At 66.5% G+C, this 17743-nt stretch carries 16 protein-coding genes; 8 read left to right on the plus strand and 8 right to left on the minus strand.

Translation table 11 applies throughout. From position 1 onward, the window contains the following. Positions 1-289 precede the first annotated feature (289 nt). Positions 290-757, plus strand: coding sequence for a hypothetical protein (locus CDN38_RS03095; protein ID WP_075513009.1), 468 nt, complete (start codon positions 290-292; stop codon positions 755-757). Here the strand turns inward: CDN38_RS03095 and CDN38_RS03100 are convergent, their stop codons facing one another. After that, entirely contained in the window at positions 758-2164 is a 1407-nt protein-coding gene (locus CDN38_RS03100) for a wax ester/triacylglycerol synthase family O-acyltransferase (protein WP_075513008.1), read from the minus strand. Between the two features lie 14 nt (positions 2165-2178). Beyond that, complete coding sequence (locus tag CDN38_RS03105; RefSeq protein WP_075513007.1) at positions 2179-3432, minus strand: alpha/beta hydrolase family protein; 1254 nt, start codon at positions 3430-3432, stop codon at positions 2179-2181. Between the two features lie 195 nt (positions 3433-3627). On the opposite strand from CDN38_RS03105, the gene CDN38_RS03110 reads away from it, so the two are divergent. After that, entirely contained in the window at positions 3628-3894 is a 267-nt protein-coding gene (locus CDN38_RS03110; protein ID WP_075513006.1) for a hypothetical protein, read from the plus strand. 112 nt (positions 3895-4006) lie between these two features. Here CDN38_RS03110 and CDN38_RS31670 read toward each other — a convergent pair whose 3' ends face one another. From CDN38_RS31670 to pat, 3 genes are all read right to left on the minus strand, one after another. Beyond that, on the minus strand, positions 4007-6802 hold the full coding sequence (locus CDN38_RS31670) for an AMP-binding protein (RefSeq protein WP_075513005.1): 2796 nt from the start codon (positions 6800-6802) through the stop codon (positions 4007-4009). Positions 6803-6805: 3 nt separating this feature from the next. Further along, entirely contained in the window at positions 6806-7288 is a 483-nt protein-coding gene (locus CDN38_RS03120; protein WP_075513004.1) for a flavodoxin family protein, read from the minus strand. Between the two features lie 106 nt (positions 7289-7394). Continuing rightward, the gene (pat, locus tag CDN38_RS03125; RefSeq protein WP_075513003.1) at positions 7395-8381 is read right to left on the minus strand and encodes an acetyltransferase Pat; all 987 of its coding nucleotides are present in this window, start codon (positions 8379-8381) and stop codon (positions 7395-7397) included. A 281-nt stretch (positions 8382-8662) separates the two neighbouring features. Between pat and CDN38_RS03130 the strand changes: the two genes are divergently transcribed. From CDN38_RS03130 to CDN38_RS03150, 5 genes are all read left to right on the plus strand, one after another. After that, complete coding sequence (locus CDN38_RS03130; protein ID WP_051507958.1) at positions 8663-8911, plus strand: Rv2628 protein family; 249 nt, start codon at positions 8663-8665, stop codon at positions 8909-8911. Positions 8912-9102: 191 nt separating this feature from the next. Then, positions 9103-10944 (plus strand): AMP-dependent synthetase/ligase, encoded by a 1842-nt coding sequence (locus CDN38_RS03135; RefSeq protein WP_075513002.1) that lies wholly within the window; start codon positions 9103-9105, stop codon positions 10942-10944. A gap of 57 nt (positions 10945-11001) precedes the next feature. Continuing rightward, entirely contained in the window at positions 11002-12126 is a 1125-nt protein-coding gene (locus tag CDN38_RS03140; RefSeq protein ID WP_075513001.1) for an Rv2629 family ribosome hibernation factor, read from the plus strand. Positions 12127-12246: 120 nt separating this feature from the next. Continuing rightward, entirely contained in the window at positions 12247-13347 is a 1101-nt protein-coding gene (locus CDN38_RS03145) for a ferritin-like domain-containing protein (RefSeq protein ID WP_075513000.1), read from the plus strand. Positions 13348-13522: 175 nt separating this feature from the next. Then, positions 13523-14839 (plus strand): phosphoribosyltransferase, encoded by a 1317-nt coding sequence (locus CDN38_RS03150; RefSeq protein WP_075512999.1) that lies wholly within the window; start codon positions 13523-13525, stop codon positions 14837-14839. Positions 14840-14872: 33 nt separating this feature from the next. Here the strand turns inward: CDN38_RS03150 and CDN38_RS03155 are convergent, their stop codons facing one another. The 3 genes from CDN38_RS03155 to CDN38_RS30305 form a co-directional block, all read right to left on the minus strand. Beyond that, entirely contained in the window at positions 14873-15154 is a 282-nt protein-coding gene (locus tag CDN38_RS03155) for a DUF1876 domain-containing protein (RefSeq protein ID WP_075512998.1), read from the minus strand. Positions 15155-15349: 195 nt separating this feature from the next. Beyond that, entirely contained in the window at positions 15350-15751 is a 402-nt protein-coding gene (locus CDN38_RS30300; protein WP_075512997.1) for a PIN domain-containing protein, read from the minus strand. After that, the gene (locus CDN38_RS30305; RefSeq protein WP_075512996.1) at positions 15742-15969 is read right to left on the minus strand and encodes a type II toxin-antitoxin system VapB family antitoxin; all 228 of its coding nucleotides are present in this window, start codon (positions 15967-15969) and stop codon (positions 15742-15744) included. Before CDN38_RS30305 ends, CDN38_RS30300 begins: the two co-directional genes overlap by 10 nt. Before the next feature lie 505 nt (positions 15970-16474). Here CDN38_RS30305 and CDN38_RS03170 point away from each other — a divergent pair. Further along, positions 16475-17437, plus strand: coding sequence for a PPE domain-containing protein (locus CDN38_RS03170; protein WP_161951695.1), 963 nt, complete (start codon positions 16475-16477; stop codon positions 17435-17437). Positions 17438-17743 lie beyond the last annotated feature (306 nt).

The raw sequence follows: 17743 nt of genomic DNA on the forward strand, positions 1-17743 counted from the left end.
AACCACCTCAGTCCCATTCCACGGCGACATCCATCGAAGCGGGCGCCATCAAGGCTAAAGCCGACGTCGTCGTCGGTCAGCGGCCAGAAGTCCCCTGCTTCCTGGCGAAGGTCCCTTCCTCGTGGTGCGCTCGGTGCCTGTCATGGACGCGGGCGGCTGCGCGCCGTACAACCCCCAGCGCGGATCGGGTTTATAGGCCTTTCGCCTCTAGCGCGGGCAACGTTAAGACGATCGAATCACGATGAGGTCGTCTCGCCTAATCAGAGACGAATCGCAGAAGGACAAAGCCATGAGCACTTCATCACAGACCGCGCCCCGGACACGCATGTTTGCCCGGGTGATAGGCCCTTTTCTCGTCATCGTCACTGTCACCGCGATCGCAAGGACCTCGGACATGCGAACGTTGCTGACGGACTTCCGGGCTAACTTTGTGTGGCCCTGGGTTTCTGGTGCGTTCACTCTGCTGATCGGTCTGGTCGTTCTCGCGCTGCACCAGCACTGGCGGGGCGCCCCCGCGATCATCGTGTCAATCGTCGGATGGTTGACCACGCTCAAGGGGTTCTTCCTGATGGCCTTCCCCCAAACCTATTTGGGCTTAGCCAGCGACGCCATCGATGCATCCGCTTGGTGGCGGGGCACCTTCATCGTCATGGCGCTGGCCGGACTGTATCTGACCTTCGTCGGATGGGCTCCAACCCCGCACCAAGCCACGCCACAACCGGCAAGCCCAACCAAGGATCTGCCCCGCGCCGCCTGATCAGATTCCCACGCCCAACGCGGTTTCCAGCTCAGTCAGGCACTGCTCGGTCAGCGGTATCAACGTCTCGATATCGGGCACGATTTCGCGGCCCGCAACATAGCCGAACCCTATTTGGTCGGCATAGGAGCACGTCGTCACATTGAGCGCCTGACCGTCGTAGACCGTGGACACCGGATAGATCTCATCGACATGCGCACCGTTCCAATACCTTTCGGCGCGAGGGCCGGGAACATGCGAAATCGGGACGTTGTATCCGGTGCGGATCTTCGGCGAAAACGGCAGCAACGGAAAAACTACCGTGGCGGCGATGCTTCCCGCGACCGTCAGCAGCGATGCCGCCGATCCGCGCTTACCCACCCACCGTTTTCCTTCCGACATCGACCGGTGAATCGTGTCCAACCGCGCCAGCGGGTCATCGATGTCGGTACCCAAGGGGCACAACCAAAGACCGAACATGTTGCCGTGCTCGTCATTTGCCCCGGCGTGCTCGTGACCACGCACCGTGATCGGGCAGGCGGCCACCAGCGACTGCTTGGGCAGCTCGCCGCGGGCAAGCAACCAGCGGCGCAGCGCACCGGCCACCATCGCGGTCACCACGTCGTTGCCGGTGACCCGGGCGGCGTGTTGCACCGCCTGAATGCGAGTCTTCGGCCAGCTGCCCGCCGCCACGGCCCGCTCGGGTCCAAGACGACCGTTGAATCGTGTATAGGGCGCTCCGAACGGGAGCACGGTCGTATGCCCGATCAAGCTGTCGAGTATGGTCGATATCTCACCGGTGACAACATGATTCACCAGCCCGACCCCGGATGCGGCGGTCCCCACCAGCGCCCGCAACGGTGCCACCAGACGAGGTAGCAGACCAGTCGACTTCGACGCCGCCGCGCGTTCCCGGTGGCGCTCGGCGTAGAAGGGTGGCATCGATCGCCGGTCCGCATCGGTGCTCAGCGCCTCGGCGATCATCTTGAACCCGGCCACGCCGTCGATCACGGTGTGATGCACCTTGATATAGAAGGCGAATCGGCCATCCTCGAGGCCATCGATCAGATACGACATCCACATCGGGCGGGACCGATCGAGGCGCTCGGCATCCAGCTCGGCAATCAGCCGCCAGAATCCGGCACCGGCACCGGAGACCGTGCGCCGCTGGCAGTATTGCCTGATGTCAACGGTGTCGGCGTCACGCCAGACCCAGATGCCCCCGGTGTCCACACCCTGATGCGGATATCGTCGCAGCCTCGGGTCGATCGGATCGTTGCCCGCCTGCGTTTCTCGATACAGCTCGTCGACGTAGTCGGGACCTGCGCCCGGCGGTGGTGACATGATCAACACAGCGCCGACATGCATCGGGTTGGACACCATTTCCGCGGTCATCATCGCCGCGTCCAGCGGATCCAGTGGATTCATCTCGTCCTCCGCGACTAGGCCGGGCGGTCGCGCTGTGCCGTCGGCCGGTCCAGAAGCCCTGATTGCTGCAGCGCCTCCTCGACAAACCGCTGCACCGGCCGGGACCGGAAGAAGCCCGTGTGACCACCGGGGTACCAAACGATTTCGGGTTTGCCCCAGTGCTCCCACAGTCGGGTCACCTGCTCGCGCGGATGGACAAGTTGGTCAGCGACACCGGCGTAGATGAACCGGCCGGCCATGGGCACCAGCGGGGTAAGGGAAAGAGGTGAGATCATTCGGCCGATCGGTTCGGCCATCTTCACCATGTCGCGGCGCGGGTCGTCACGATGCAGACCGGAGTGGCGGCCCAGCAACTCGACCAGATCGGCGACCGGCACTCCGAGGATCGCGCAGGTGAGGCCCTCTTCGAGGCTGGCGACCAACGACGCAATGTAGCCGCCCAGCGACAGACCGTTCAGCCCGATCAGCGATTCCGGCTCCTGCAACCGTATCCAGGACAGCAGCCTCCGGATGTCCCACACGCCCTGCGCCGTCGCGTGGACGTTGTCGAGCACATCCTCGCCGGGAAACACCGCGCCCTTCGGCAGTCCGCGCGCCCGCGGGCCGTGCATGGGAAGGACCGGCATGACGATGTTCAGGCCGAACTCGTCGTGCAGTTTCCAGGACCGAAACAGCGCCAGATCGAGTGGGGCGCGCCCCATTTCGGTGCCGTGCACACATACCAGCCAAGGGCGCGGTTCGGGGTGGCGCAGCAACAATGCGTACTCGCGGTTGTTCGCAGTGTATCCCAGCCAGCGTTCGGCGCCCGGTTCGCCCGCCTGCGGGGCATAGCCGCTGTCGAAATGCAGGCGATAAAAGGTACGTCGGCGGCCCTTGACCTTTCGGATCGTGACGTCTGCGACCGGCGGTGGATCGGCGAAAAACCCGCGCGGCCGCGCCAGCCATCCCCGGTTCCCGTAGAACTCCAGTCCGGCGGCCACTTCGTCGCGGATACGCTCGAACACCTGCCCAGCGCTGACCGGGCGGCGTGCCTTGAGGCCCATCAAGACGATCTCGTCACGAAATGCCTGGGCCGCCAACGCAATAGTGGGCCGTGCGATCGGGAGCTCGTCGGGGGCGTGATCGAGATAGTCGCGCCATGACTGGGCGAAATACCGGCCGGTGCGCAGGAATGGCTTGACCACGTTGCCCAAACCGCCGATGCCGGGTGGGTCTAGCTGCCGTGGATCCGGGCGATCACGGACGTCGTCACCCGCCGATGTTGCCATGGCGGCAAAGCTAACAGGCCCGCAAGGGGCCGCGTTAGGGTCTTACGTCCCGCCGAAGGTCACCGGATGGGACAAATCCTCATGCGACGAGGGACTTTAGTCACTCGCGCCGGTGACTCGACAGTCGTAACTTCATCAGCGTCGGCAATCGCCGGAGTTCGCGACAACGCCGATCGAGTATAGGGAGTTGACATCATGACAGAGACGCCGCAGAAGGCCGAGCCACGCTGGGCCGAGCTTTCCGACGAGGTGCTCGAATCGGTTGAAACCGGCCGCAAAAAGGCCATCGAGGCCGTCCGCAAGTTCGTCGATCAGATCGACTCCGTGCTCCCCGACGAGTCACGACGCAAGGCCGTTGTCGACGCTGCCCTGGACTTGGCCGATGATTTGGTCACCGCGCGGATGGAGTTCTTCCGCAGCGTGGTGCGAAGCGCCGGCCAGGCGGCGAGCAAAACACGGTGAACTGAACCGCCGCAACCGTCGTAACGTCAACCTGAGTTGCTGGTTTGCTTCGGATTGTCTTCTTTCCCAAGGGTGAACCCCTACTCCGGATCGTCATCCCCTGGCAACCGGATCATTCGACGTCCGGCTCGCCCGACATATGCAGCACCGCCTCGCGGGCCTTGCGTTGCACATCAACGGCCGCATCCCAGTCCGGGCCCGCCGGCCGGATCGGCGCACCGATGACGACGTCGACCGTGCCGCGGCGCGGGAAGTGGTGGCCCGGTCTCATGACCGACCGGGTCCCCCGGATGGCGATGGGAAGGGCCGGCACCCCGGCCTCGGCCGCGACGACGAACGCGCCGATGTGGAAGGGCCGCAAACCCGGGGCGCGGGCCAGCCGGCCTTCGGGGAAGATGACCAGCGACTGCCCCGCTCGTGCGCGCCCGACCAGCTGGTCGGTGTCGGCCACACCCTGCTCCCGCTGGTGACGTTCGACGAACTGGGTGCCCAGCCGCCGCAGCGCAAATCCATAGAGCCCCTGCTGCAACTGCTCGGCGACGACGAAGTGGAACGACGGCGGCAGCACCGAGGCGAGCACGATTCCGTCGATCCAGCTCGGATGGTTGGCCACCGCGATGCAGGTTTGGGCCGGCAGGTGATCGCGGCCGTGCACGGTGATGGCCGTTCCGGTAAGGCGGGCCAGCAGCCGGATCGATCGCCGAACCGCCCACCAGCGCCATCGCTCCCGCGGCAACAGCATCAGCAAAACCACCAAGGCCAGCCCCAGGACCAGGTACACCGCCCAGGTGTAGGCCGCGAATGCGACGGCGGACGCCGCGCGGCCCGTGCGGCGCATCGACGGAGCCGCGCCGCGCAACCGCAGCCGCACCAACTCCCACCACACCGCATGTGGCCGGGCGCCGATCCTTCCCGCCTCGTAGAGTTGCCGGCTGGCGGCCCGCCGGATCTTGCCGCTCGAGGTCTTCAACACCGCGCGCGGCGGCGCCAACACCACGTCGTCCGGCGGCGCACCCAGCAAATCAACTGTGGTGGAAGCTATTTCGGAGCGCAACGCGTTGCGGGCGGTGTCGTCGGTCAGCCGTGTCTCGGCCATCACGACGAGTCGCTCGGCGCCCCCCGACCGATCGGCGGAGGCGAACACCGCCACACAACCCTTGCGGACACCGGTGAGGTTGCCGACGGCCTCTTCGAGCTCGGCCGGATGCAGGTTGCGGCCGGCCCGGATGATCAGATCCTTGACCCGGCCGGTGACGTAGAGGTCGGCGTCAGCCACGTAGCCCAGGTCGCCGGTATCGAGCCAGTCGCCGTGGAACAGCGAACGCGTGGACGTCGGGTTGTTGAAATATCCGGAGGTCGCCGACGGACCTCGGAACTCGATGCGTCCTTCGCGGCGATCGCCCAGTTCGGCGCCGCCGGCCCGGTTGGTCCCGACGATGCGGATTTCGTGGCCGGGCAGCGGCCGGCCGCAGGCCACGAAGCGCAGTGCGTCACGCTCGCCGGGTCGGGCCGGCTCGGCCCGCCCGGAACGCACGAACTCGTCGCGGCGGATCCGGTCGATCAGCGGACCCCGGCCCAGCGGCGGGAAGGCCAGGCCCACCGAAGATTCGGCCAGGCCGTACACCGGGGTCATCGCGTCTCGCCGGAAGCCGTACGCCGCGAAGCGGTCGGCGAACCGCTCGATCGTCGCGGGGCTCACCGGCTCGGCGCCGTTGTAGGCCAATCGCCACGAGCTCAGGTCGAGCCCCTCGATCTCGTCGTCGCGGACCTTGGCCAGGCACAGCTCGTAGGCGAAGTTGGGACCGGCCGACATGGTCGCCCGGTTTGCGTGGATGGCCCACAGCCATCGCGACGGACGGATGAGGAACGCTTGGGGACTCATCACCACCAGCGGGACACCGAAATACATGCACCCCAGCCACGCGCCGATCAGACCCATGTCGTGGTATAGCGGCAGCCAGCTGACGAACGTGTCCGTCCCCGATGCACCGGCGGCCTGGCCCATGGCCCGGATGTTGGCAAGCAGGTTGCGGTGCGCGAGGGCGACCCCTTTGGGCTGGCCGGTGCTGCCGGAGGTGTACTGCACCAGGGCGAGGTCGTCGGTTCTCGGCCTGGGCAGTGCGGGCCGGCCTGGCCCCACGTCTTCGCCTGTGCCCGTGAGGGTTTCGGGTACGACGACGTGACGCAGGCTTTCGACGTTCGACCGTAACAGGTGCCCAAGCGTCACCGCCTCGGGCACGGTGACCAGCAGCGTGGCCCCGGCGTTGGTGAGGATGCCGGTGGTGCGGCGCAGATGATCCGCCAACTGGGACGGCCGGGCCGGCGGGTAGACGGGAACGGGTACCGCGCCGGCGAGCACCACACCGGCGAACGTGGTGAAGTAAGCCCGGCAGGTGGGCAACATGATGGCGACCGTCTCGCCCGGCATGACGTCGTGGGCGATCAACCCGGCGGCGACGGCGGCCGCCTCCCGGTGCAGCGTCGCATACGTCAGGTCCGCACCGCCGCCGGAATCGTCGAGCAGCCGGATGTGCATGCGTTCCGGGGTCGCGCCGACGTGCCAGTCGAGGACATCGGTGAGGGTCGATGCCGTCTCGGGCACCAGTCCGCCCGGCGCCGTGGCCGGAAGGGACACCATGGCGCCGCGTTCGGGGGCCAAGACGGGATGGCCGCGAGCGACCGCCACCACCAGGTCACGCGGCGTCTCGGCACGGGCCAGCAGGTCCGACGGCAGCGCCACCCCGTATTTGCCCTGGACCCGCAACAGCAGTTCGGCCAGTTCGAGGCTGCCGATACCGAGGTCGTCGAAAGTGCTGTCGAGGGTCACCGAGGGGGGCATAGCATGCGGGTGAACCTCGGCGACCAGGCCACGCACCAGTGCCAGGACGTCGCGCTCCTCGCCTGCCATCTGTCAGGACGCCGCTCTGGACCCCGAGACCCGTTCGCGAATCCGTTCCGCGAAAGCCGCGGCCCGGTCCAGGTCGTGGTGGTCTGGCCGGCCCTTGTTGATCCCGCCGATGTACCCGAATGGCCCCACGGTGTCCAGGCCCCGGCAGGAGAACACCCCGATCACCTCAAAACCCTTGGCAGCAAGCTGTTTTCCCATCGGCTTGTGATAGCTCGTCAGCGGGATCTCGCGGGCGCCGCTGGTGAAGAAGGTGAACGCCGCAACGCCGTCGACCTGTGGCAGGCGACGCAAGAAGCTCCGTAACCTCGGGTGCACCGCCATGTAGTAGATGCCTGATCCGAAGCCGACAAGATCGTAGTCGCCGAGCGTATGCGGATCGACTTGCTCGGGTTCGACCACCTTCGCGTGCAGCACCTCAGCCATCCGCTCGGCGACGCGGCGCGTGTTGCCGTGCGACGTCGACACGCACACGATGAGCGATTTCATCGACCAACTCCTTCCGATACCGAAGCCGGACAGGTCCATGCTGCGCAGCCACCTCGCCGTCGGGTAGGGCGCAAAGGCCCCAGATCGCAGAGGCGTTATACCCGCCTCAGTCGAATCCGTGGATCACCTGGTAGGCCACAGTCAGGATCTGCTTGCGCAGGACGTCATCGAGGGGCAGGTCCTCGAGGGCTGGGATCTCGACCGTCGTGGTGACCACCCCGGGATCCTCCCGCTCCCAACAGGGATGCAGCTTGCGCACCAACGCGCGAGCGGCTTCGTTGTCGGCTAGCACCAGGGCGCAGAAGCGGTCGATGCCGTCGGTGCGTGCCGCGATCGCCAGGGCGGTCAGCAGCATCGTCCCGATCCCCCGGCGCTGATACGCGTCGCCGACGGTCAGCGCGACCTCGGCCAGGCCGGGGTCATCCTTGTCCCGGACGAACCGGCCGACCGCGACGACCGGTCCGTCGGCGCCATCGGTCATGACCCAGACGAAATGATCGACGTAGTCGACCTCGAACAGGTAGGCCAGCCGCGCATCGGTGAGCTGGTATGACGACATGAAGCGCCGATACAGGGTTTCCCGGGAGAACGTGCCGCTGCTCTGGAACCGTTCGGCATCGCCGGGCAGGACCGGGCGCAGCAGCAGATCAGGATGGTCTTCGACAGATACCGGGATCGGGGCGACGTAGGCCGCCAACCGTTGTCGCGCGGTCCGGACCATTCGCTCGGCGACCGCCGGGATGGCCAGCATGGCCTCGAAGGCGTCGTTGTATCCCACATAGCCGCACACGTCGTCTTTGGCGATCACTGTCGCCGTCCGCATCGTGTGCCGCAACAATGCGATTTCGCCGACGATCAGCCCCGGCGACAGCTCCGTGACCGATGTCTGACCGTCCCGGTCGACGTGCCTGACCTCGACCCGGCCGGAGGTGATGATGGCAAACGACTCCGCCCGTTCACCCTGGCGCATCAAAACCTCGCCCGCGACCGACTGCAGCGGCTTCAGGTGGTCAGCCAACGCTGTGAGCTGCTCCGTCGCAATGTCGGCGAACACCTCCACCGCTGCCAGATCCTGCGCCCGGACCGAGCTCACCCCGGCCCGCCCGCGAACGCGACCGGCGCCGCTACGCGGTGATCGGTTGCTACAGCAGTCATCTCGCTCATTCCTCGGGTTGCGCGACACCTCCAAGTACGCTACTCGCCCGGCCCAGCGATGGCCTGGGCCGAAAGACCCTTCCGCGGGGGACTTCGGCAGATCCGGACAACGACCAAAGCACACCGGCAACGGTGCTCTTGGCCTCTACGGCCGGGGCCGCGCAGGTGGTCAGATCGATACTGACGAGCTGACCAACTCGGGAGAAGCGGGGGATCACGATGAACGCAGCGATATGGCGGCATCACAAGGTCACGACGATCTATCAGGTGACCGACCGCCTGCACGACGGACGTACTGCCCGGGTAACCGCGAACGAGATCACGGCCACCGTGGCGGGCTGGTTGTCGGAATTGGGCGTCCAAAGCCCGTTGGTCGACGATCTGGCGTGTGCGGTGCGTAGCGGCGACTGGCCGACGGCCTATGCCATCGGCGAATGCCTGTCCATTCAGGTGAGCATCGCGGCCTGAACACGGCCCGCTGACTCCTGAAGGGACGATTGCCGCTGGCTGGATGACTTTGGTCCCTATACCTGCCCCGGCAACCGCACAAGCATCGGATGTGTCAAGGCGCAACAGAAGAGCGCAACAGAAAAGATCGTCATGCACCACTTCGCTAACCAATCAATATTGATTCCTTTGGGCGAGAAGGGATTTTAGTCATGAACGCCGCACTCGCCTCGCTGGAGAAGCCCGATTTCTCCAAGATCGAGAGCCGGCCGCCGTCGGTGGCGAGGATGTTCCTCGACCGGGTAGCCGCCACCCCCCACGCCGAGGCCTTCCGCTATCCACACGATCACGGCTGGGAGAGCGTCACCTGGGAGCAGGTCGGTGAGCGCGTGCAGCACCTCGCCGCGGGGCTGATCTCGCTCGGGATTGCCGCCGAGGACCGGGTGGCGCTTGCCAGCTCGACGCGATACGAGTGGGTGCTCACCGACTTCGCGGTGATGTGTGCCGGCGCCGCAACCACCACCGTCTACCCGACGACCATCGCCCCCGATGTCGCCTACATCGTCGCTAACTCCGGCAGCCGGATCGTGGTCGCCGAGGACCAAAAGCAGGTCGACAAGTTACTTGCGCACCGCGCCGAACTGCCTACGGTGAGCAAGGTCGTGATCATCGACGGCAAAGGTGACGGCGACTGGATGATCACCCTCGCCGACCTGGAGCAGCTCGGTAAACAACTGCTGGCCGACTCCCCCAACGCCATCGAGGAGCGGGTGGCAGCCGTCGGTCCCGACCAACTTGCCAGCCTGATCTACACCTCGGGAACCACCGGGCGACCCAAGGGGGTGCGGCTGACCCACGGGGCCTGGACATATACCGCCGCTGCCATCGACGCCCTCAATGTGCTCGGCCCTGACGACCTAAACTTCCTGTGGCTGCCGCTGGCGCACGCCTTCGGCAAGGTGATGCTGGCGCTGCCGCTGTCGATCGGGTTCACCACCGCCATCGACGGGCGCGTCGAGAAGATCGTCGACAATCTCGCCGTGCTGCATCCCACCGTCATGGGTGCCGCGCCGCGGATCTTCGAAAAGGCGCATGCCCGCATCGAACAGATGGTCGCCGAGCAAAGCCGGTTCAAGAGAACGGTTTTCAGCTGGTCTATGAGGGTGGGGCTGAGGGTGTCAGCGGCCCGGCAGGCAGGCAAGAAACCGTCGCCGGCGTCTGCGCTGGCCTATAAGTTGGCCGACCGGCTGGTGTTCTCGACCATCCGTGAGCGTTTCGGCGGCCGGATCCGGTTTTTCGTGTCCGCGGCCGCCGCCCTGGACCGCAACGTCGCGCAGTGGTTCGACGCGATCGGCATCACCGTGCTCGAAGGGTACGGGCTGACCGAGACCGCTGCGGCGTCGTTCATCAACCGCCCGCACGCGTATCGGTTCGGCACCGTGGGCTGGCCGTTCCCCGCCACCGAGGTCAAGATCGCCGGCGACGGCGAAATCTTGCTCAGGGGACCGGGTTTGATGACCTCCTACCACGATCTGCCCGAGGCGACCACTGAGGCACTCGACCCGGCCGGGTGGTTCCACACCGGCGACATCGGTGAGGTAGACGCCGACGGCTACTTGCGGATCACCGACCGCAAGAAGGACATGTTCAAGACCTCCCAAGGCAAATACGTGGCACCTTCGGCAATCGAAGTGCGGTTCAAGGGCCTGTGCCCGTATGTGGGCGAACTCATCGTCATCGGCGAAGCCAAGCCCTACTGCGTGGCACTGGTCAGCCTGGACCGCGAGGCGATCACCGACTGGGCGGCCAAACATGGCTTGGCCGGCCGATCATTCGACGAAATCGCCCGCGACGACCGGACACGCACCCTGATCGCGGGATACATCGACATGCTCAACGCGGAACTGAATCGCTGGGAGCAGATCAAGAAATTCACCATCCTCGACCGCGAGCTCTCCATCGAATCCGGCGACCTGACGCCGAGCATGAAGCTGCGCCGCAAGGTCGTCGTCGACAAATCCGCCGACCAGATAGCGGCTCTGTACCAAGAGTGATCGCCGCACAGGCAACCTGCAGGCAAGTAACACGACGACAGAGGGGAGAAGGTGGGCATGCGATCAGAACGCCTCCGATGGCTGGTAACCGCCGAAGGTCCGGTCGCCTCGGTGTATTTCGACGATTCCCACGACACCGCCGATGCCGCTGGGCAACTCGAGGCGAAATGGCGGGATATCCGTCGGCATCTCGAGGAGTTGGGGGCAGCCGCGGAACTTGTCGGCAAGCTCGAAGACGCGGTGCTGAACCATCGACCGGCCGTGGGACGTCGCGGCCGCGCGGTCATCGCGACCAGCGACCAGGTGCTGGTCAACGAGCAACTCCTCAACCCGCCTCCGATGACGATGGTCCGGCTGTCCGATTACCCCTATCTGGTGCCGTTGATCGACCGCGAAATGCTGCGGCCCACATACGTATTCGCCGCAGTGGACCACACCGGGGCCGATGTCCGGCTGTACCGCGGCGACACCTTCAGCTCCACCAGCATCGACGGCGGCGGCTACCCGGTCCACAAACCGGTCACCGCGGGCTGGAGCGGCTACGGCGATCTGCAGCACACGACCGAGGAAGCCATCCGGATGAACTGCCGCGCCGTCGCGGACCACCTCACCCGGCTCGTCGACGAAACCGACCCCGAGGTGGTGTTCGTCTGCGGCGAGGTCCGTTCGCGCTCCGACCTGGTTTCGGCATTGCCGCAGCGGGTGGCGCGGCGGGTGTCCCAATTGCATGCCGGAGCCCGCACCAGCGGCATCAGCGAGGACGAGATCCGCGACTTGACGGCAGCGGAGTTCGCCCGCCGGCGATCTGCCGAGCTGACCGACGTCGCGGAGCGTTTCCAGGCGCAGCTGGGACGTGGTTCGGGGCTGGCCGCCGAAGGGGTGGCCGCGGTGTGCGCGGCGCTGCGTGACGGCGACGTCGACACGCTGATCATCGGCGAGCTGGGCGACACCACGGTGGTCACCGGCGCGGCGCGGACGGCGGTCGCTCCCGATGCCGACGCGTTGTCCGAGCTGGGTGAGCCGGTGGCACGGGTGGTTCGGGCGGACGAAGCATTGCCGTTTGCCGCGATCGCGGTTGACGCGTCGCTGGTGCGCGCCGACGACCGGCTGACGCCCGCCGATGGTGTGGGCGCGCTGCTCCGATATGCCGCGACCGACAGGCTGGCCGGGCAGAGTTCGTAGGGGCGCAGGCCGCGTCCAGTTAAACCGCGCGACAGGGTTGACGCGCTGCCGAACGCAGGTGCAATGTGATACTCGTCATATGACCACTGGTCACACGCGGGGCCGGAAAGGCGGCAACTCATGAGCACGAGAGACAAGTACACGGACGTGCCCGAGCCGTACTCGTGGGAGGTCCCCAGCATCGGCGACGCACGCTTCACCTGGGAGTACGACGACGGGCGCGCCCGGCTGCTTTCCCTGTATCAAAAGGGAAAGGACAAGCAGTGGGATGCCCAGTCGCGCATCGACTGGGCGCAAGATGTCGACCCGCACAACCCCGTCGGATTGCCCGACGAGTTCCATCCGCTGTTCGGCAGCCCGATGTGGGACGCCGCAGACGAAGCACGGCGCGCCGAGATGCGCCAGCACTTCCAGGCCTGGCAGTTCTCGCAGTTCCTGCACGGCGAGCAAGGGGCCATGGTGTGCGCGGCAAAGATCGTCGAGGTCGTCCCGGACCTGGACGCAAAGTTCTACGCAGCCACCCAGACCATGGACGAGGCCCGCCACGTCGAGGCGTTCTCGCGGTTCCTGCAGGACAAAGTCGGCCTGGTCTACCCGATCAACAAACACCTGACCGCACTGCTGGACGACACCCTGCGCGACGCCCGCTGGGACATGCCCTACCTCGGCATGCAGGTGCTCATCGAAGGGCTCGCGCTAGCCGCCTTCGGGGTGCTGCGTGACATGGCGCCGCCAGACTCGCTGGCCAAGCAGTTGCTGGCCTACGTCATGCAAGACGAGGCCCGGCACGTCGCCTTCGGCCGGATATCGCTGAAGGACTACTATTCCGCGCTGACCGAGGCGGAGCGGGACGAGCGCGAGGACTTCGTCGTAGACGCCTGCTACCTGATGCGCGACCGGTTCCGCGGTGAGGAGGTTTTCGAGACCCTCGGCATGGACGTCCAGACGTGCGCCGAGTGGGTTGACACGTCGCCGCTGATGATCCAGTTCCGCTCGCACCTGTTCAGCCGAATCGTCCCGATAGTCAAGGACATTGGGCTGTGGGGCGACAAGGTGCAGCAGGCCTTCCGGGACATGGGCGTCCTCGACATGGCCGGCTTCAACATCGAAGCGCTGATGAAGGCCGATGAGGATCAGGCCGAGGCGCTGGACAAGGCACACGCCGAGATGGCCGACCGTGCCCTCGAAGTGGACCAGGTGATCGCGGCGGGTGCCAGCTAGTCAGCTCGCCGTCTGAGCCGGCGCTGTCGTCGCGGCGCCGGTCGCGACGAGATACCCGCGGGTATGACGGATCACGGCACAGTTGTCGGAGCCGCGCCGAGGACTGCAGAAGAAACCTGACAATTAGGGACCTGTGGCCGTACCGGCAACCGATCAGGCAATGGACACTCAAAATATGAGGCAGTTCACGGATCGCGTCGACGCCGGACGGCAACTGTCGCGCCGGCTGGAATTCTTACGGGGTCAGCACGTGGTGGTGCTGGGTCTGCCGCGAGGCGGTGTTCCGGTGGCTTTCGAAGTCGCCCGGGCGCTGCGCGCTCCCCTCGACGTGCTCTTGGTGCGCAAACTCGGCGTGCCGGCGCACTCCGAGCTCGCGTTCGGCGCCATCGGGGAAGGCGGGGTGCGGGTCATCAACGACGACGTGGTGCGCGAGACTCACCTCACCGACCGGGAAATGGCCGCGGTGGAGAACACCCAGCGGGCCGAACTAAACCGCCGAGCGGAACGGTTCCGCGGCGACCACGTCCCGGTCGCACTCGACGGGCGCATCGCGGTGATCGTCGACGACGGCGTCGCGACCGGAGCCACCGCGCAGGCGGCCTGCCAGGTAGCCCGTGCCCAGGGGGCGAGTCGGGTGATCCTGGCCGTTCCCATCGGAGCGACGGACATCACCCAACGGTTCGCCGGGTACGCCGACGAGGTGGTGTGCCTGGAAACACCCGTGCCCTACTTCGCGGTCGGCCAGGGATACCGCAACTTCACCCAGACCTCCGACGACGAGGTGGTGGCGCTGCTGCGTCGCGCCCGCGCCGAATTCGGCGCCGCCAGCGAGGCCGGTGACCCGCCGCCGCGCGACGAGGAGGTCCGGGTGACTGCCGGACCGGTGTCGGTGGCCGGGCGGCTGACCATTCCCGAACACGCCGGCGGCGTCGTCGTTTTCGCTCACGGCAGCGGAAGCAGCCGACACAGCCCGCGCAATCGATACGTCGCCGAGGTCCTCAACCGGGCCGGGCTGGCCACCCTGCTGCTCGACTTACTGACACCCGAGGAAGAACGCGACCGCGCCAACGTTTTTGACATCGGCTTGCTCGCCCGACGACTGGTCGACGTCACCGGCTGGCTAGCCGGCCAGCCCGACACCGCTTCCCTGCCGGTCGGTTTTTTCGGGGCCAGCACCGGGGCCGGCGCGGCTCTGGTTGCGGCCGCACATCCCGGGGTCAAGGTCGCGGCCGTGGTGTCCCGTGGCGGACGGCCCGATCTTGCGGGCGATGCGCTCCGCGACGTACACACGCCCACCCTGTTGATTGTCGGTGGCCGCGACGAACTGGTCCTCGAACTGAATCGGCAGGCGCAGGCGGCGATCCCGGCCGTGTGCGAACTGGCGGTGGTTCCCGGCGCCACTCACCTCTTCGAAGAACCGGGCACCCTGGAACGCGCGGCCACCCTGGCGCGCGACTGGTTTCTCGAGCACCTCGCCGTCAACAGGCCCTAAGGCGGTTGCGTCGGGACATGAATCCCCGGCAACTCAGTGGTGCAGACCCGTGACCGGCTGGTGCGTGCTGGCCTGGATGTCGGCCGACGTCACCGCGAACAACTGATTCGCCAGATCCGTCAAGGCCCGCGCGATCGCGAGTTCGTCGCCGATCTCGGCCACCGGCTCGTCGGCCGGGTCGAGCCGGGCCAAGCCGACACCGACCAGTGTGTGATCACCCCAGACCAGTCGCGCCTTGGCCCGGGTCCGTTCGTCGCGCTCCTCGATTAGGACGTCGACGTGGCACGACTTGGCGTTGTTGGCGTTGTCGATCATCGCCGTCTCCTTAGTGTCTGCAGTCACTATTGATGCGATCACCGCCGAACCTATGGCCAGTAGAGGCAAAAGTCACGAGTCGGCGTAGCTGCCGGCGCGGTCGGCGATTTCGGGCGTCCGCCCGGGGCCGGGGCGTTACCGGCGATCGCACGACAACGGCGGCGCCGAAACCTCACCGCCGTCGTTCGACGGCCTCTAGCCGAGGCGGCGGACGGTCAGTGGCCGGACTTCGGCAATCCGGGCGTAATCACGGTCAACGTGCACAACGCCGAGCCCGTGATAGACAGCCGTCTCAGCGATCATCAGGTCCGGGATCGGGGTGCGGTGCCACATTCCGTGGTGATGAGCGAGGTCACGCTGGAGCGCCAACGCTCGCTCCAGCACGTCAGATGGCGCCGCCACAATGTCGAAGCTAGCGCTCAGCTCGGCCTGCAGCTGGTCGTAATGGCGGGCCGAGCGGGCGGAGTAGAGCTGCTCGAGCTCCCCGACGAGGCAGATAAACAACCGCCCGGCCAGTTCCGCGAGCTGGGCGCCGATGACGGGATCGGACGCACGCGCCGCCGCACTCTTGTCGAGGATCCAACCTGCTAGCGCCACATCTCCTCCGAGCCGAGCACTTTCTCGTCGACGTGGCTGGCGAGCCGGGTGAAGTAGCGCCGTTGCCGAGCCGCTCGCTCGTCCTGCGCATGTTCTGCTTCGGCGGCGGCTCGCCGCAGGGCCTCTTCGACGGTCGCCCGAGTCGTCACACAGCCCAGGGCGCGCTTTGCCCGCGTCAGGAGGTCCTCGTCGATCTCGATCGTCGTCCGTTTCCGCATGCATACATATTATCAAACAGATATGTACATATCCGCACAGGGTCGAGCAACTGCTTTTCCCGCCAGACCCAAGGTGGCTACGTGATGGCAGCGACTTCGTCTGTGGACAGTTGTGGAGAGCAGCTCAGCGGAGGTGACGCAGTCCTTCGGTCATCTGGTCGCCCCACGCGATGGAATCTTTACTCCGCGCGAGGCGCGCTGCTAATTCCGGCGCTACGCCAGCGAACCTCGCCAGGATGCAGACGGAGTGTGCTGCGGGGGTAATGGGTGCGGGTTAGGGTTGGCGAGTGTTTGTCTGCGCGCAGTGAGTCGGAGGTTTTCGGTGATGGTGTTTGCGGTGCAGCCGGCTGTGGTGGGGGCGCGGCGTTTGTGGGCATCGCTGGTGAGCATGCGGCGGCGCGCGGGGTGTTTTCTGATGCCCAGTCGGTGGCCGGCGCAACAATGGCGGTGGTTAGTGAGGCGATGCGCGCGGTGGCCCTGACCCGGTAGCGGTTAGCGGGTTGTGGTGGTGCATCCCTGGCCGGCGTTTAGCCCGGAGGCCAACTACACGGCGTTGGCCTCGGGGTCTGGTCCGGCATCGACGTTGGCCTATGCCGAAACCTTGAGCGCGCAGGCGGCGCAGGTGCAGGCGGTGGTGGCGGCCTCGGCAGCCAGTGCGGCGGCCACCTATGGCACCACGTGGCGCGGGGTAGGGGCGACGGCTTCGGCGGTGGCCCAGGCCGCGTTGGATACCCAGCATGAGCTGTTGGCAGCGGCGCTGCTGGAGAAGGCATCCCATGTCGCGGCGGCGGCCGGTGCCCGTCAGAGCGCGGTGGCGTCGATGGTCACCGCGCAGGAGGCAGAGGCCAATCGACGCGATGAGGCCACCGCCCAGCAGCTCAACCCGCTGGTGTGGGGTGCGTTGACCCCGCAGATCGTGGCATTGAACCTGGAGTATTACGGGCAGATGTGGCCGCGTAATGCGGCTGCGGGCGCGGCCTATGGTGCGGCGTTGCGCGCGGCCGCGACGGCGATCATGGTGCCGTTTCCGCCGGCTGTCCGGTGGGTCGCCGGCTGCGGCGGCGGTGGGGGTGGCCGAAACCGGGGCGATCAGCGCGGCCGAAGCAACCATGCAGGCCAGCGAGCAAGCCGCCCACGCAGTCATCGCCCCGGCGATGGCCGCCCCACAGGCCGCTGCCGCGGCGATACAACGTGCAGCCCCATCCGCCAGCGCACCCGGTTCACCACCAGCATCGCCGAATACCGCCGCGTTGGCGGCCACCCAACCCCTGCCCACACCACTAGGGCGCCGCGCGCCCCGGTCGGGATGTTCGCGCCGCGCTCGCCGGCCGGGCCGCTTCCTGCACCGACAGCGACCACCCCCGGCGGCCAGGGGCTGGCCTCGTCGCAGCTCAGCGAGGCGCTGCAGAGCTGCGCAGGCATCCTGACCCGACCGCGGGATCACAGCCGGGATCAGCCGGTGTGGTGAGCGGCTATCCCGGTGCGGGATTCCGCCCTGGGCCAGCCCCCCGCCACCGCCTTCGCTGCAAGCTACGCGAGACGCCTACAACAAGTTGACCAACGACATCGACCACCACAATCTAAACCCGCCCAACCCTGCCGATTGGAAGCGGTTCAGGCTTACAACCAAGAAGCCTGGTATTACAACACCTTGAAGGCCCAACTCGAGCGCCAATTACTAAGCCGAGCGTTAGTAAGGCGACTTAGGCGGTGATGTAAGCGAGGTGAGGGTCGGCGAAGAATCCGCGGATCGTATTGACTCGCCTTTGAAGTC

The sequence above is a fragment of the Mycobacterium ostraviense genome, assembly GCF_002705925.1.
GTDB lineage: Bacteria > Actinomycetota > Actinomycetes > Mycobacteriales > Mycobacteriaceae > Mycobacterium > Mycobacterium ostraviense.